At 66.6% G+C, this 14,391-nt stretch carries 13 protein-coding genes, 1 tRNA gene and 1 pseudogene; 6 read left to right on the top strand and 9 right to left on the bottom strand.

Annotation, left to right across the window (positions count from 1 at the left end):
* Nucleotides 1-59: 59 nt before the first annotated feature.
* Nucleotides 60-635 (bottom strand): SDR family NAD(P)-dependent oxidoreductase, encoded by a 576-nt coding sequence (locus H8M03_RS06620; protein WP_187478700.1) that lies wholly within the window; start codon nucleotides 633-635, stop codon nucleotides 60-62.
* A gap of 175 nt (nucleotides 636-810) precedes the next feature.
* Here H8M03_RS06620 and H8M03_RS06615 point away from each other — a divergent pair, with 175 nt between their 5' ends.
* Nucleotides 811-1,779: an ABC transporter ATP-binding protein gene (locus H8M03_RS06615; protein WP_187478699.1), complete on the top strand. Its 969-nt coding sequence runs from the start codon at nucleotides 811-813 to the stop codon at nucleotides 1,777-1,779.
* Nucleotides 1,776-2,975 carry an ABC transporter permease gene (locus H8M03_RS06610; protein ID WP_187478698.1) on the top strand — a complete coding sequence of 400 codons (1,200 nt, stop codon included), beginning with the start codon at nucleotides 1,776-1,778 and terminating at the stop codon, nucleotides 2,973-2,975. Before H8M03_RS06615 ends, H8M03_RS06610 begins: the two co-directional genes overlap by 4 nt.
* On the opposite strand, the gene fabI is transcribed toward H8M03_RS06610, so the two are convergent.
* Genes fabI through H8M03_RS06595 form a run of 3 tightly spaced genes read right to left on the bottom strand, consistent with a single transcriptional unit; the run spans nucleotide 2,972 to nucleotide 5,789 of the window.
* Nucleotides 2,972-3,775 (bottom strand): enoyl-ACP reductase FabI, encoded by an 804-nt coding sequence (gene fabI / locus H8M03_RS06605; RefSeq protein WP_281399827.1) that lies wholly within the window; start codon nucleotides 3,773-3,775, stop codon nucleotides 2,972-2,974. The two genes, H8M03_RS06610 and fabI, sit on opposite strands and share 4 nt — an antisense overlap.
* Nucleotides 3,772-4,800: a YihY/virulence factor BrkB family protein gene (locus H8M03_RS06600; protein WP_187478696.1), complete on the bottom strand. Its 1,029-nt coding sequence runs from the start codon at nucleotides 4,798-4,800 to the stop codon at nucleotides 3,772-3,774. The genes fabI and H8M03_RS06600 overlap by 4 nt, the downstream gene beginning before the upstream one ends.
* A 32-nt stretch (nucleotides 4,801-4,832) precedes the next feature.
* Nucleotides 4,833-5,789 (bottom strand): DnaJ C-terminal domain-containing protein, encoded by a 957-nt coding sequence (locus H8M03_RS06595; protein ID WP_246448762.1) that lies wholly within the window; start codon nucleotides 5,787-5,789, stop codon nucleotides 4,833-4,835.
* A gap of 102 nt (nucleotides 5,790-5,891) precedes the next feature.
* Between H8M03_RS06595 and H8M03_RS06590 the strand changes: the two are divergent.
* The 3 genes and pseudogenes from H8M03_RS06590 to H8M03_RS06580 form a co-directional block, all read left to right on the top strand.
* Nucleotides 5,892-7,046 (top strand): annotated as a pseudogene (locus H8M03_RS06590) (threonine synthase); the annotation flags it as partial.
* A gap of 311 nt (nucleotides 7,047-7,357) precedes the next feature.
* On the top strand, nucleotides 7,358-8,131 hold the full coding sequence (gene xth / locus H8M03_RS06585; protein ID WP_187480974.1) for an exodeoxyribonuclease III: 774 nt from the start codon (nucleotides 7,358-7,360) through the stop codon (nucleotides 8,129-8,131).
* 260 nt (nucleotides 8,132-8,391) lie between these two features.
* Nucleotides 8,392-8,892 carry a DUF3833 family protein gene (locus tag H8M03_RS06580; RefSeq protein ID WP_187478694.1) on the top strand — a complete coding sequence of 167 codons (501 nt, stop codon included), beginning with the start codon at nucleotides 8,392-8,394 and terminating at the stop codon, nucleotides 8,890-8,892.
* Between the two features lie 36 nt (nucleotides 8,893-8,928).
* On the opposite strand, the gene H8M03_RS06575 is transcribed toward H8M03_RS06580, so the two are convergent.
* From H8M03_RS06575 to H8M03_RS06555, 5 genes are all read right to left on the bottom strand, one after another.
* Nucleotides 8,929-9,004, bottom strand: a tRNA-Thr gene (locus tag H8M03_RS06575).
* A gap of 19 nt (nucleotides 9,005-9,023) precedes the next feature.
* Entirely contained in the window at nucleotides 9,024-9,881 is an 858-nt protein-coding gene (locus tag H8M03_RS06570; protein ID WP_187478693.1) for a hypothetical protein, read from the bottom strand.
* Between the two features lie 58 nt (nucleotides 9,882-9,939).
* Nucleotides 9,940-11,286, bottom strand: coding sequence for a mechanosensitive ion channel (locus H8M03_RS06565; RefSeq protein WP_187478692.1), 1,347 nt, complete (start codon nucleotides 11,284-11,286; stop codon nucleotides 9,940-9,942).
* Between the two features lie 5 nt (nucleotides 11,287-11,291).
* Nucleotides 11,292-12,635 carry a replication-associated recombination protein A gene (locus H8M03_RS06560; RefSeq protein WP_187478691.1) on the bottom strand — a complete coding sequence of 448 codons (1,344 nt, stop codon included), beginning with the start codon at nucleotides 12,633-12,635 and terminating at the stop codon, nucleotides 11,292-11,294.
* A 60-nt stretch (nucleotides 12,636-12,695) separates the two neighbouring features.
* On the bottom strand, nucleotides 12,696-13,847 hold the full coding sequence (locus tag H8M03_RS06555; protein ID WP_187478690.1) for a glycosyltransferase family 4 protein: 1,152 nt from the start codon (nucleotides 13,845-13,847) through the stop codon (nucleotides 12,696-12,698).
* A gap of 41 nt (nucleotides 13,848-13,888) precedes the next feature.
* Between H8M03_RS06555 and H8M03_RS06550 the strand changes: the two genes are divergently transcribed.
* A complete protein-coding gene (locus H8M03_RS06550) occupies nucleotides 13,889-14,386 on the top strand; it encodes a DNA-deoxyinosine glycosylase (RefSeq protein WP_187478689.1) in 498 nt (165 codons plus the stop codon).
* The last annotated feature ends 5 nt before the right edge of the window (nucleotides 14,387-14,391 follow it).

Here is a 14,391-nt window from a genome sequence, read left to right as displayed (position 1 = left end):
GTTCGATTTGGCCAAGGATGCAAGTTCCGTTTACGCAGTCCCGGTAACCGATTTATTAATCAGCCCGCGAGCCGCATGTCTGTCCCGCGCGACGCGCCCGCTTCGCGGCAGAGAACGTCGACCAGGTCGTTCGCAGCAGAATCACTGGTTTCGCAATTGACCGAGATGACATTCACTTCAGTGCCGTCCGTCCGTGCGCTGAGCGCGGCCGACAGCTGGGCGAACGCAACCGGCGACGCCGCATAGGAGAAGGGCTGCGAAAAGCGGGTAGGCGCCGGCTTGGCGGTGAGGTTGACGATGAAGCGGCGGTCGCCGGCGGCAACCATGTCGCCGACGAACGCGTCACTGACCGTCAGCATGCCAAGGACGCGCACATAGCCTGCACCGGCCGCGTTGATCAGCAGGTGCGGCGGCGACTGGCGCAGCACCTCGATCGCCATCCCCGCCACGGCGCGCTTCGCGGATACATCGACGACAAGGGCCTGCGCACCGGTTGCCTCGGCGACCAGCCGCAGCGGCTCCGCGTCGCAATCGACCAGCACGAGGTCGACGCCGCGATCCGCGAGCGCATAGGCGCAGGCAGCGCCCGCGCCGCTGGCCGCACCGGTCACCAACGCCCGCAACGGCGCGTGCATGGCCCTGAGCGATGGAAGAGAAGCAGCAGCACCTGTCACGCAACGCACCCCGGCAGAAACATACTCACGGGTATGGACATACTGTAAGGAATGTCAATTCTTTATGAGTCGCTTGGGCTTGCACCGCTATTACGAGCATGTGCACAGTGGCGGGATAGGGGCGCAGGGGTAACGGATGGACGGGTTGAGCGGGCAGGGTCCGGCGGCGGCCGACAGGGCCGACACCGCGATTCGCGCCATCGGACTGATCAAGGATTTCGGAGACACTCGGGCGGTCGACGGCGTCAGCCTGGCTGTCCCGCGGGGCACGATCTACGGCCTGCTTGGGCCCAATGGCGCGGGTAAGACGACGACGTTGCGCATGCTGTTGGGGATCATCGATCCGTCCAGCGGGTCGCGCGTGGTGCTTGGACATGACCGACCGATCGATGCCGCGCCGCAAATCGGCTATCTGCCGGAGGAGCGCGGCCTGTATCCCGCGATGCACTGCCGGGAGGCGATTGCCTTCATGGGCGCCCTGCGCGGGCTGTCGCTGCCCGAAGGCCGCCGCCGTGCCGATGCGCTGCTTGCCGAACATGGGCTTGGCGAATGGGCGCGCAAGCCGATCCGCACCTTGTCCAAAGGCATGGCGCAGACCGTGCAATTGCTTGGCACCATCGTCCACCAGCCACGGCTGATTGTTCTGGACGAACCCTTTTCCGGGCTCGACGCGATCAACCAGGCGCGGCTTGAAGAGATGATCCGGACCAAGGCGCGCGAAGGGGCGACGGTGATCTTTTCGACCCACGTTATCGCCCATGCCGAGCGCCTGTGCGAACGCATCGCCATCATCGCCAAGGGCAAGGTCGCGTTCGAAGGAGCGGTCGACGATGCACGGGCCAAATTGCGCCCGATCGTCCGCCTGCGCACCCGCAACGCCGATGGGCCGTGGCGGTCCGCCATCCCCGCCGGTACCCGCACGAGCGGCAGGGACTGGGAATTCGAACTGCCCGAAAGCGGGCCGGAGCCGCTGTTGAGGGCGCTGATCGACGGCGGCGCGGGAATTGAAACGCTGGCAATCGAGCGGCCGGGCCTGCACGACGCCTTCGTCGCCATTGCCGGCGATGCCGCGGCCGCCGCGATGAAGCAGGAGGTGCCGCAATGACCCGCCTGCTCAAAGCCGCCTGGGTGATCGGCCGCCGCGATTTCACCGCGACGGTCTTTTCCAAGACGTTCATCTTCTTCCTGCTGACGCCGCTGTTCCCGGTAGTGATCGGCGTGCTGTTCGGCGGGATCGGCGCCCGCGTCGCGACCCAAGCGGCACAGCCGCGCGTCGCGGTGGTCGCTTCCGCCGCCGACTTCGCGCGGTTGGACGGGGCGCGCGACCGGCTGCAATCCGCATTCGGGGAACGGCCGATGGTCGAACTGGTCCGGGCCGAGCCGGCGGGGCCGCCGGATGCCCAGCAGCGCGACTTGCTGGCGTCCAAATCGCAGCCGGTCGTCGCGGTACTGACCGGCGGGCTGGCGCAACCGCGGCTGACCGGCACCATGGAGCCCAACGGGACCATCGCCGGGCAGGTGCGGGCGATGGTCGAAAGCGCCCGAGCGCCGCCGCCTTCAGCGCCGCCCGTCGCGGTTCGCGCGACCGCCAGCTCCACCGGTTCGGAAAGCCGGTCGCGCGCGATCACCGCGCAGATGGGCCAGACCATCCTGTTCTTCCTGACGCTCATCCTGGCGACGATGATGCTGTCCCAGCTGATCGAGGAGAAATCAAACAAGATCATCGAGGTCGTCGCTGCGGCCGTACCGATCGAGGCGATCTTCCTGGGCAAGCTGTTCGCCATGCTCGCGGCGTCCATCGTCGGGCTGATCGTGTGGGTGACGGCGGGCGCGGCGGCGGTGTCGCTGCTCGCCCCCGGCGGGACCGGGTCGCTGCCGACGCCAGCGGTCGGACCAGCCATGTTCCTGCTGTTCATCGCCATCTACTTCTCGATGAACTATTTGCTGCTCGGCTCGGTCTTCCTCAGCATCGGCGCGCAAGCGTCGAGCCCGCGCGAGGTGCAGACCTTGTCGATGCCGGCTTCGGTGGCGCAGATCCTGGTGTTCGGTTTTGCCGCGCTGGCGGTCGGTTCGGTCGGGTCGACGCTGGCCATTGCCGGCGCGATCTTCCCGTTGTCGTCGCCGCTCGTGATGGTCGCTTATGCGGCGGAAGAACCGGCGTTGTGGCCGCACGCGCTGGCCATCGCCTGGCAGATCCTGTGGATCGGTATCGTCATCGTCATTTCCGCGCGGCTGTTCCGCAAGACGGTGCTGAAGTCCGGCCCGGTCAAGCGCAGCTGGTGGAGACGCGCCAGCGCCTAGACGGTGGCGATGTCCGGCGCGTCTTCCGCCTTCATGCCGACGACGTTGTAGCCGGCGTCGACGTGGTGAATCTCGCCGGTCACGCCGCTGGCCAGGTCGGACAGCAGGTAGAGCGCCGCGCCGCCGACATCCTCGATCGTCACGTTGCGGCGCAGCGGGGCGTTATATTCGTTCCACTTCATGATGTAGCGGAAGTCGCCGATACCGCTGGCGGCAAGCGTCTTGATCGGTCCGGCGGAGATGGCGTTGACGCGAAAGCCTTCCGGCCCAAGGTCCATCGCCAGATATTTGACGCTGGCTTCCAGCCCCGCCTTGGCGACGCCCATCACGTTGTAATGGGGAATGACCTTTTCCGCGCCGTAATAGCTGAGCGTCAGGACCGATCCGCCCGGGTTCATCATCGCCTTCGCGCGCTGGGTCACCGCGACGAAGCTGTAGACCGAGATGTTCATCGTCAGAAGGAAGTTGTCGAGCGTGGTGTCGACGAACTTGCCGCGCAATTCGTTCTTGTCGGAAAATCCGATCGCGTGAACGAGGAAGTCGAGCGTTCCCCACTTGTCCTTGAGCTGGGCAAACGCCGCATCCAGCGCTTCCGTCGAACTGACGTCGCAGTCGATCAGCGTATCGGACCCAAGCTGTTCGGCCAGCGGGCGAACCCGCTTCTCCAGCGCCTCGCCCTGATAGGAAAAGGCCAGTTCGGCGCCGGCATCGGCGAGCGCCTTGGCAATGCCCCAGGCCAGCGACCGGTCGTTGGCAAGCCCCATGATCAGCCCGCGCTTGCCTTGCATCAATCCGCTCAAAGCTCTTCCCCCTTAAGCTCAACCGCGACGTCCTCGCCCGGCTGCGGTTCCTCGACTTCGAGCTCGTCCTTGAACGGCCCGCGATACACTTCGCCCTTTAATGCAGTCGCGCCGGTTTCTGCCAGAGCGGCGTTGAGTTCGGCCCCGATCACCACGCCCAGCCCGACGACGAAGAAGAAGATCAGCGCGATCATCACCCCGGCGAGGCTGCCGTAGGTCAGGTTGTACCCACCCAGCAGCCCGAGCGCTGCGGGCAGCAGTTCGACCGTCAGCAGCCACCAGGCGGTCACGGTCAGCGCCCCCGGCCAGATCCGGCATCCGCGGCGGCGGTAGCGAGTCGGGGTCAGCACCCAGAACAGCGAATAGAAAGTGAAGAACAGCGTCAGCCCGGGCACGATGCGGTAGATGCCAAGGGTCGAGGCGACATCCTGCGCCCAGGGAAACCAGGCGAAGATGGCGTGCCGGATCGAGCTTAGCGCCACGGTCATCGCGAAGGCGATCATCAGCAGCATCACCGAGCCGAGGATAAGGATGATCGAGATCAGCCGATATTCCCAGAACGGCGCGGAATAGCGCACGCCATAAGCCCGGCGCAGGATGTCGCGGATGGTCTCGGTGAAGCTGGTCGCGGTCCACAGCCCGACCAGTCCGCCCAGCCACAGCAGCACGCCGGTGCGCGCGTCGAGCACTTCCTGGATCGGGTCCCGCAGGGTCGAAGCGACGCTTTGCGGCAGGCGCGCCAGGATGCTGGCGACCGCCAGTTGCGCGTCGTTGCCGTGCCCGAACAACTGGGTGATCGCCGCGGCAAGGATGATGAACGGGAACAGCGCCAGCAGCGAGAGGTAGGCAAGGTTGCCGGCGTGGATGAAGCCGTCGTTATAGGCGCCGACCGCGATCCGCTTGATCACTTCCCAGATGTAATGACGCGGTTTGAGGCGACGGGCGACGGCGGGGCCGAAGGCCGCGCTGGCCCGGGCCAGCCGCTTGCGCCGTTGTTCAGGGGAAAGTGGGGAGATGTCCCGCATCGCGCTCCCCTTCTACGCGCTCGTCGACAGTTTCAAACGCCGAGGCTCGAGCGCGGATTGCCGCCGCCGTCCCAGCTTTCGGCAAAGGCCTCGAGCTCGGCATCGCCGGCAGGAATGTCGATTTCGACCGTCACCAGCTGATCGCCGCGCGTTCCCGACTTGCCGGTGAAGCCGCGGTTCTTCAGCCGCAGGACACGGCCCGACGCGCTGCCCTTGGGCACCGTCATCATCACCGGGCCTTCCGGCGTCGGCACCTTTACCTTGGCGCCGAGCACCGCTTCCTTGAGCGTGACCGGCAGCCGCAAGCGAATGTCATTGCCTTCGCGGGTGTAGAAGGGGTGGGTGCCGATGGAGATGGTGACGAGGGCGTCGCCGTTGCCGGCCGGCCCGGGTTCGCCCTTGCCGGCAAGGCGGATCTTGGTGCCATCCTCGACCCCCTTGGGCAATTTCAGGTCGATGGTCTTGCCGTCGCCAAGCGTGATCCGTTGCGGCGCCATGGTCGCGGCGTCGGTGAACGACACTTTCAGCCGATAGGCGACGTTCGCGCCCTTCTGCGGCGGTTGGGCGCGCTGGCGAAAGCCGCCAAAGCCGCCGCGTCCACCCCGGCCGCCGGCGGCCGCGCCGCCGAACAGGCCTTCGAACAAGTCGCTGAGGTCGGCAGTGTCGCCGCCGAAATTGGTCTGGTAACCTTCGAACCCGCCGGGCCCGCCCGGGCGTGGACCTGCCCCGCCGCCGCCGAAGCCGCCCCCGAACGGCATCTTGGGGTTGCCCTCTTCGTCGATCTCGCCGCGGTCGTAACGGGCGCGCTTGTCCTTGTCGCTGAGCAGGTCGTAGGCGCGGGTGACGTCGGCGAACCGCTCCGCCGCCTTGGGGTTGTCGGTGTTGCGGTCGGGATGAAGCTGCTTGGCGAGGCTGCGATAGGCCTTCTTGATCTCGGCCTCGCTTGCCCCGCGGCTCAGCCCGAGCTTCTGATACAGGTCCATCGCCATCGTGCGTCTCGTTCACCTACTGCAGGGGAAATGTCCATCCGCCACGGGGAAATGGGCGAGCAGCGATTTGGCTGCAAGCGGGCGCACCGCTAGGGCCGGGCGATGAACGTCACCCATCTCGAATGCTCGCTGACCGGCGAACGCTACAATGCCGGCCGGCCCCACAATCTGAGCGCGGCAGGCAAGCCCTTGCTGGTCCGCTACGACCTCGATGCGGTCGCCCGGCAAATAAGTCGCGAGACGCTGGCCGGACGGGCGGCCGACATGTGGAAATGGCGCGAGCTGCTGCCGCTTCCCGAGGGCGCGGAGCCGGTGTCGCTGGGCGAGCCGGTCACGCCGATCCTGGACTTGCGGGAAACCGCGCGCAGGGCTGGCGCACGCAGCCTGCTGGTCAAGGACGAAGGACGTTTGCCGACCGGGTCGTTCAAGGCGCGCGGCCTGGCGATGGCGGTGAGCATGGCGCGCCATTTCGGAATTACGCGCATGGCGTTGCCGACCAACGGCAATGCGGGGGCGGCGCTGGCGGCCTATGGCGCGCGAGCGGGGATGGAAACGCTGGTCATCTGTCCCGCAGAAACGCCGGAGATCAACGTACGCGAGACCGCGGCCTACGGCGCGACGGTGTGGGTCGCGGACGGGCAGATCGACGAGTGCGGGCGGCTGGTGCGCGAAGGTGCCGCGGAAGGTCGCTGGTTCGATTGTTCGACGCTGAAGGAGCCGTACCGGATCGAGGGCAAGAAGGTGATGGGGCTGGAGCTGGCGGAGCAGCTTGGCTGGCGCCTGCCCGATGCGATCTTCTATCCGACCGGCGGCGGCACCGGGTTGATCGGCATGTGGAAGGCGTTCGACGAGCTGGAAGCGGCCGGCCTGATCGGGCCGGAGCGGCCGCGGATGTACGCGATCCAGGCCGCCGGTTGTGCGCCGATGGTGCGCGCGTTCGAGGCGGGCGAGGAATTCGCCGAACGCTGGGAAGGCGCGGCGACGGTCGCCACCGGCATCCGCGTGCCGGCGGCGGTCGGCGACTTCCTGATTCTGCGCGCGGTGCGGGAGAGCGGAGGCGCGGCGATCGCGGTCGAGGAAGAGGCGATCGTCGCCGGCGTGGAAGACGTCGCGCGCGACGACGGCATGTTGTTGTGCCCGGAAGGCGGAGCGGTGGTGGCGGGATGGCGCAAGGCGCTGGACCGCGGGCTGGTCGGAAAGGACGAGCAGGTGCTGCTGTTCAATTGCGCCAACGGCAACAAATATCCGCTGCCGGACCGGTCGCGGCGGCTCACGTTGGCCAGCGCACGGGCCGACCAACTGTGGCGTCGCGAATTTTCGGGAGCCGGAAAAGGTAAACCCCGCCGGTTTGACCCGGCGGGGTTCCCATACTTCTGGTCCGAAGACCTGAAGTACAGTTTCAAAATAGCGCCATGGGCGCCGGAGTCGAGTCCGATTGCAGGCACGAAATCGCGATTTCCGGGGATGATCCTGTGGAAAAGCCGGTGGATTGTCGCGCGACTCGGCGGCGACTCGAACAAAAGCCGCGCGCCGCGTGTTTCCCGCTTATGGCCAAGGGCAAGAAGCGGCTGCGAATCGCCAGCTACAATATCAACGGGGTGACCAGCCGCCTGCCGATCCTGCTGCGCTGGCTGGAAGAATTCGAACCCGACGTGGTCGGTCTGCAAGAATTGAAGACCACCGACGAGAAGTTTCCCGCAAGCGAGATCCGCGCCGCCGGCTACGACGTCATCTGGCACGGGCAGAAAAGCTGGAACGGGGTGGCGTTGCTCAGCCGCGTCGGCGAACCCGTCGAGACGCGCCGCGGCCTGCCCGGCGATCCCGATCGCAACCAGAGCCGGTATATCGAGGCAGCGGTCTGCGGCGTGCTGGTCGGCAACATGTATGCGCCCAACGGCAATCCGTGGCCGGGGCCCAAGTTCGATTACAAGCTGGCCTGGCTCGAAAGGCTGCAGGCGCATGCGCAGGATCTGCTCGACAGCAAGGCGCCCGCGATCCTGATCGGCGACTATAACGTCATCCCCACCGACGAGGACGTCTACAAGCCGGAGAATTGGAAGAAGGACGCGCTGTTCGCCCCTGAAGCAAAGCAGGCTTATGCCGAGCTGGTCGCGCAGGGATGGACCGACGCCATCCGCAAGCTGCATCCGGACGAGCGCATCTACACCTTCTGGCATTACTGGCGGAATTCGTTCGCGCGCGATGCCGGCATCCGCATCGACCATGCCTTGCTCAGCCCGGCGCTGGCCAAGGGCCTCAAGGCCGCAGGCGTGGACCGGACCCCGCGCGGTTGGGACAAGACCAGCGATCATGCGCCGATGTGGGTGGAGGTCGAGGTCTGACGCCCTTTCTCGGACCCCAGATGCGGTAAACCCCGCCGGTTTGACCCGGCGGGGTTCCCATGCTTTGGACCCGAAGGTCTGAAGCACAGTTTCAAAATAGCAATGCCGGCCCGAAGGTCGAGTCCCCGAAACACGAAATCCGGGGACGGATCGGTGCAAAAGCCTGTGGAAAAGCGGCCGGTCGCGCGGATTGCGTCCGCGGGGGATAGATTCGCACCGACGGACGTTTTCCCGGTTCGATACTGGGGAGTGTCCGAATCATGAGCCTGTCGCGTTGTATTGCGCTTGGTGCGTCTGCCGTCGCCGTCTTCTCCTTGCCGGTCCATGCGACCAGCAGTTCCAGCGAGGACCCGCTCAAGTTCTTCGAGGGCAGGACGGAGAGCGTCAGCACCGTCAAGATCATGCTCAAGAAGCCATACAAGACGCGCGCGATGGGCACCGGCAAAATCCGCGGCGACGGCACGCTCGAACTGGTGCAGCGGGTCGAACGCAGCGGCGAGCCGACCAAGGTGCGGCGCTGGACCATCCGGCCCACCGGCCCCGGCCGCTATACTGGGACGATGACCGAGGCGGTGGGACCGGTGCACATCGAAAAGGTCGGCAACCGGTACCATTTCAAGTTCAAGATGAAGGGCAACCTTTCGGTCGACCAGTGGATGGCGCCCAATGCCAGCTGGACGTCCGCAGACAATGATGTCTCGATCCGCCGACTAGGGCTGAAAGTGGCCAGCGCGGAAGGCTATATCCGCCGGCTCGACTAGGTCGGAAGGCCCTTAAAGGCACCCGCCGCGCGAGGATGGTGCCGGATGCAGGATTCGAACCCGCGACCTTCGGTTTACAAAACCGCTGCTCTACCAACTGAGCTAATCCGGCGCGCCGCCGCGCATTTGGATCACAGGATGCCGAACGTCCAGCCTTCGGTGCGGGCGATGAGCGGCGTCAGGCCGGCGGGTGCGAAGGCGCGCGGTTCGGTTCGCGCCAGCTGGCGCATCCCCGCCGCGGTGACCAGCGCATCGGTCTGGTGGTCATCGGGTTCGAAGCTGAGCCGCGCGGGCTTGCTGTCGAGGCCGGCGAGCGCGGCATTGAGCTGCTTTCGCGTGCGGATCTTGGTGCCGGTGAGGCCCGCACGGCGGATGTAGATGCGGGTGTAGATCTCGCACACCGCGCTGCCGTGTTCAGGCATCGGGTCCATCGGGAAGATCGCCACCTTGCCGTCGAGGGCGTGGAGCAGCCGCATACCGGAGAAGCTGGCCTTGGCCACCTGGGCCGCACCGATCGCGTCATAGGCGCTGGCGGACTTGCGCCCGCCCTGGCGATTGAGCTGCTGATCGCACTGGCGGAAGCGGACGAAGTCGGCCTTCACCCCGTCGGCGATCCCGAAATAGAAATGCGGCCGGTGCACCTGCTCGAGGAAGCTCGCCGCGCCAAGGTCGGGATCCGCACTGCGGTCGTCGACATAGGCCCAGAATTCCCGTGCCGTCTCAGGCACGCCGCTTTCGCCGGGAAGGTAGGCGCCGCGTTCGATGAACGGGGGCGCGAAGCTGAAATCGAAGCCGAACAGGGTGGCGTCGGTTGCTGCCTTGCGCAGCAGCCAGTCGAGCCCTTCCGTCCGCGACCAGACGTGACCCGGGCGAACCAAGCGGGGCGGGGAACGGCCCACCCGCGCTTCGGCGATGGCGATGCCCTTGTGCCGGTTGCCCTTCGCGCCCGACCAGTCGATCGCCACGAAGCTTTCGAAATGCGCACTCATTGGCAGCGAAGCGAAGCAGCCCGGACTTTGTGCCGCCGGGCCGCTTCGTCGCTTGCCGTCACACCAGCGGCGGCTGGCGGTTGCCTTCGTCCGGCGCCGTAGTTGCCGGCGGCGGGGTCGGAGCGCGCGGCGCACGCGGTGCAGGCGGAGGCGTCAGGCCTTCGGCATGCCGTTCCAGCAGCCGGGCCGCCGCATCGCGGCCGCCAAGCCCGAAGGCCAGGGCGGCCGCGACCGTCGCGGAGCCGAGGATCAGGCCGAAGGCGAGGATCACGATCTGGTCCGCGAGGCCCATGAAGCTCAGCCCGATCGCCGAGAACAGGGCGATGATGCCGTAGCGGACGACCGTCTGGCCCCAACCGCCCTCGCCGGTCGAACTGCCGACGAGGTTGGAAATGATCCGCGCCAGGAAGATGCCCGCGACGATGATCAAAGTGCCGAAGATGACCTTGCCGCCAAGTTCGGTGATCTGCGCCAGGAAGATGGCGACAGTGCCGCCGCCGACCGTCTTGGCCGCTTCGATCGCGGCCGCGAGCATGATGGCGATGAAGGCGATGTTGGCGACGATCCGCGACGGGCTTGCCGTGGCCGGCAGGATGCCGACCGAACGCACCGCATTGTCGAAGCCCGTCGGCGGCAGGATGCCTTCGATCACGGTCTTGATGAATCGTGCCGCGATATAGGCGATGCCGAGCCACAGCGCCGCGGTAAGGATGTGCGGAATGGCGGCCAGCATCTGGTTGAGCATGTTGGTCGCCGGCACGGTAATCGATTCGATGCCAAGCACGTTGATTGCGGCAATCGCGGCCGGGATGATGACGAAGGCGAAGGCGACGATGCCCACCGCCTTGGCGACGCCGGCGCGGGTGGTCAGCGGCGCGGTCGTGGTCGTGGTGTCCGCCGGCGTGGAAGCGACGGCGTCCGTGTCCGTGCGCACGCTGCCGGCCGTTTCGCCGACGCCGATGCGGGCCAGCAGCCCGTCGACATTGACCGCGGTCAGCGTGGTTTCCAGCAGCCGCTGGACGATGCGGGCGATGATGTAGCCGACGAAGAAGATCAGCCCGGCGCCGATCAGGCGGGGGATGAATTCGAAGATGTCGACCGTCAGCCGGTTCACCGGCTCGAGGATCTGGCCGACGCCAAGATAGTTGAGCGCGGCCATGATACCGACAAGCCACACGATCAGCTTGGCGATGGTGCCGAGCTGGTGCCCGACCGTCTCGTCCGGCTTGCCGGTGACGTGTTCGCGCAGCGCCGGAATGCGGTCGACCAGCTTGGTGAAGGCCCATTTGACCGCCCGTGCGGCGATCCACGTGACCACCAGGATCAGGATCGCGATGAGGACCTTGGGCCCCCAATATATCAGCTGGCCCTGCCAATAATCGCCGGCTCTATCTGTCTCGTACATGAGTTTCAGCTCCCCTGATTGGTCGTTCCGGACGACTGTAGCGCGTTGCGCCGCGCATCCCAAAATTCGAGCCGTTCGCGCACGCGCGCTTCGAAGCCGCGATCGGTCGGCCGGTAGAATTCTTGCCGCTCCATCTCCTCCGGCCAGTAATCGGCGCCAGAAAAGGCATCATCGCTTTCATGGTCGTAGGCGTAGCCCTTGCCGTGGCCGATGTCCTTCATCAGCTTGGTCGGGGCATTGAGGATGTGGGCCGGCGGGGCCAGCGATCCGGTGTCCCGCGCGGCGCGCCAGGCTGCTTTTTGCGCGGCGTAGGCGGCGTTCGATTTGGGTGCGACCGCGCAATAGAGGCAGGCTTGTACGATCGCCAGTTCGCCTTCCGGGGAGCCGAGGAAATCGTAGGCGTCCTTAGCGGCGAGGCATTGAACCAGCGCCTGCGGGTCGGCGAGGCCGATGTCTTCGGACGCGAAGCGGGTCAGACGGCGAATGACGTAGAGCGGCTCTTCGCCCGCCACCAGCATCCGCGCCAGATAGTAGAGCGAGGCCTGCGGATCGGAGCCGCGCAGGCTTTTGTGCAGCGCGGAAATGAGGTTGTAGTGGCCCTCGCGGTCCTTGTCGTAGACCGGCACGCGGCGGTTGAGCAGAGCGGCCATGCCGGCCGGGTCGAGCGGTTCCTGAAGCTCGACGTCGAACAGGGTTTCGACCTGGTTGAGAAGAAAGCGGCCATCGCCGTCGGCGCTTGCGACCAGCGCTTCGCGGGCCGGCGGGGTCAGCGGCACCGGGCGGCCGACCTCAGCCTCCGCGCGGTCGATCAACGTGCCGAGCGCACGGTCGTCAAGCCGATGGAGGATCAGAACTTGGCAGCGCGAGAGCAGAGCGGCGTTCAGCTCGAAGCTGGGGTTCTCGGTGGTCGCGCCGACGAGGGTCACCGTGCCGTCCTCGACGAACGGCAGGAAGCCGTCCTGCTGGGCGCGGTTGAAGCGGTGGATTTCGTCCACGAACAGCAGCGTGCGCTGGCCGGCCTTGGCCGCCGTTCGGGCTTCGGCGAAGACCTTCTTCAGATCGGCGACGCCGGAGAAAACGGCGGAGATGGCGACGAAGCGCAGGCCGACCGCATTGGCCAGCAGGCGGGCGATACTGGTCTTCCCGGTGCCCGGCGGGCCCCACAGGATCATCGAGCCGAGCTTGCCCGCCGCGACCATCCGCCCGATCGCCCCTTCGGGGCCGGTCACATGTTCCTGCCCGACGACGTCGCCCAACGCCTGCGGCCGCAGCTTGTCGGCCAGCGGCGCGTTGGCGGGGAGCTCCGGCGGCGGGGCGGGCGGGGCGTCGTCGGCAAACAGGTCGGCCATGGCTGCTGAATAGGGGCCGCAATGAAAAGTTGCACCGGTGCGTTGCGCCGGGGCGCTGGTTCAGCCGCGGGCTCGGCGGCGGATCACGCTTTCATAAACGTGGAGGACGGTGGCGTTGATGTCGTCCCAGTCCTGCGTCCGGGCAAAGTCCAGCCCGGCCTCGCCATGCCGGCGGCGCAGGTCCGGGTCGCGGGCGTAGGCCTCTAGCGCGTCGGCGAAAGCCTCGACATCGCCCGGTTCGACCAGGGTCCCGGTCTTGCCGTTACGCACCAGGTTGGTGGCGCCGGTGGCCGACGCGGCGACGACCGGCAGCGCGCAGGCCATCGCCTCCAGCGTGACATTGCCGAAGGTTTCGGTCAGCGAGGGATTGAGGAAGACGTCGCCGCTGGCGAGCGCCCGGCCAAGGTCGTCGCCCACTTGCTGGCCGAGGAAAATGCCGTCGGGCATCGCCTTTTCGAACCAGTCGCGGGCGGGACCTTCGCCGATCACCAGCGGGCGGTGCGGGACCTTGCGCGCCGCCAACTGCTCGATCACCGCGGCAAAAACGTCGAGCCCTTTTTCCAGCACCAGCCGGCCAAGGAAGGCGACCGCGAGTTCGTCGTCGGCGATGCCGAGCCCACGGCGCCAGGCCATGTCGCGGCGGCCGGGGTTGAACTGGTCGCGGTCGACGCCGCGGCTCCAGATGTGGATGTTGCGGTTCATCCGCTGCGCCCGCAGCACGGCAGCGGTCGACTTGGCGGGGACGAGCAAGGCGTCGCAGCGGCTGTACAGGCGGCGAAGGATGGCCCGGACCATCGGTTCGAAGAGCTGCAGATGATAATATTCGAGATAGGTTTCGAAGCGCGTGTGGACCGAGCCGATGACCGGAATGCCGCGCCGGCGCGCCCAGGTGACGGCGCGGTGTGCGCCGACGTCGGGGCTGGAGATCTGGACGACGTTGGGCTTGAATTCCTCGAGGTCGCGTTTGACCCGCGCGGGCAGGCCCAGCGGCACGCGATATTCGGGACGGAAGAAGATCGCCATCGACGGCATCGACACAAGGTCGCCGGTCGCCTTGAACGCGGGCTTATCGACGGTGGGCGCATACACCCGCACGTGGACGCCCTGCCGCAACAGATAGTCGACCAGCCGGTTCAGCGCCTGGTTGGCGCCGTCCCGTACATAATTGTAATTGCCTGAAAACAGGGCAAGTCGGATATCGCCGGGCTGCACGGCGAAAGGACTTAACGGCGCTGGAGGCAAAGGCAAAGCTTATGGCGGCGGAGGTGAAGCACGGATTGCCGCCGGTGGCGCCAGGCGATGCCCGCCTGTTCATCCTCGGCAGCCTGCCGGGCGACGCATCGCTCGCCGCGCAATCCTATTACGCCCATCCGCGCAATCATTTCTGGCGGCTGGTCGGCGGCGTAATCGGCGAGGATCTGGCCGGCCTGGCCTATCCCGACCGGATCCAACGCCTGCAGCGGAATCGAATCGGCTTGTGGGATGTCGTTGCCCGCGCGAGCCGCCGCGGCAGCCTGGACCAGGCGATCCGCGATGCCGGCCACAACGCGCTGGCCGAATATTTCGCGACTTTCCCGCAGCTGGAAGCCGTGGCGTTCAACGGCGCGACCGCGGCCGCCGCCGGCCGCAGACTGGTGGGCGGAAACGGACTCACGCTGATCGACCTGCCCTCGTCGAGCCCGGCCAACACGCAAGCCTTGGCCGCGAAAGCCGAAGCGTGGGCCGCGCTCAAACCCTATTGCGGTCGCTAAAACCT

It is taken from the genome of Sphingomonas sabuli, from assembly GCF_014352855.1.
Lineage (GTDB): Bacteria > Pseudomonadota > Alphaproteobacteria > Sphingomonadales > Sphingomonadaceae > Sphingomicrobium > Sphingomicrobium sabuli.
The sequence above is the reverse complement of the archived record's forward strand: the minus strand, read 5'-3'. Positions and strand labels throughout refer to the sequence as shown.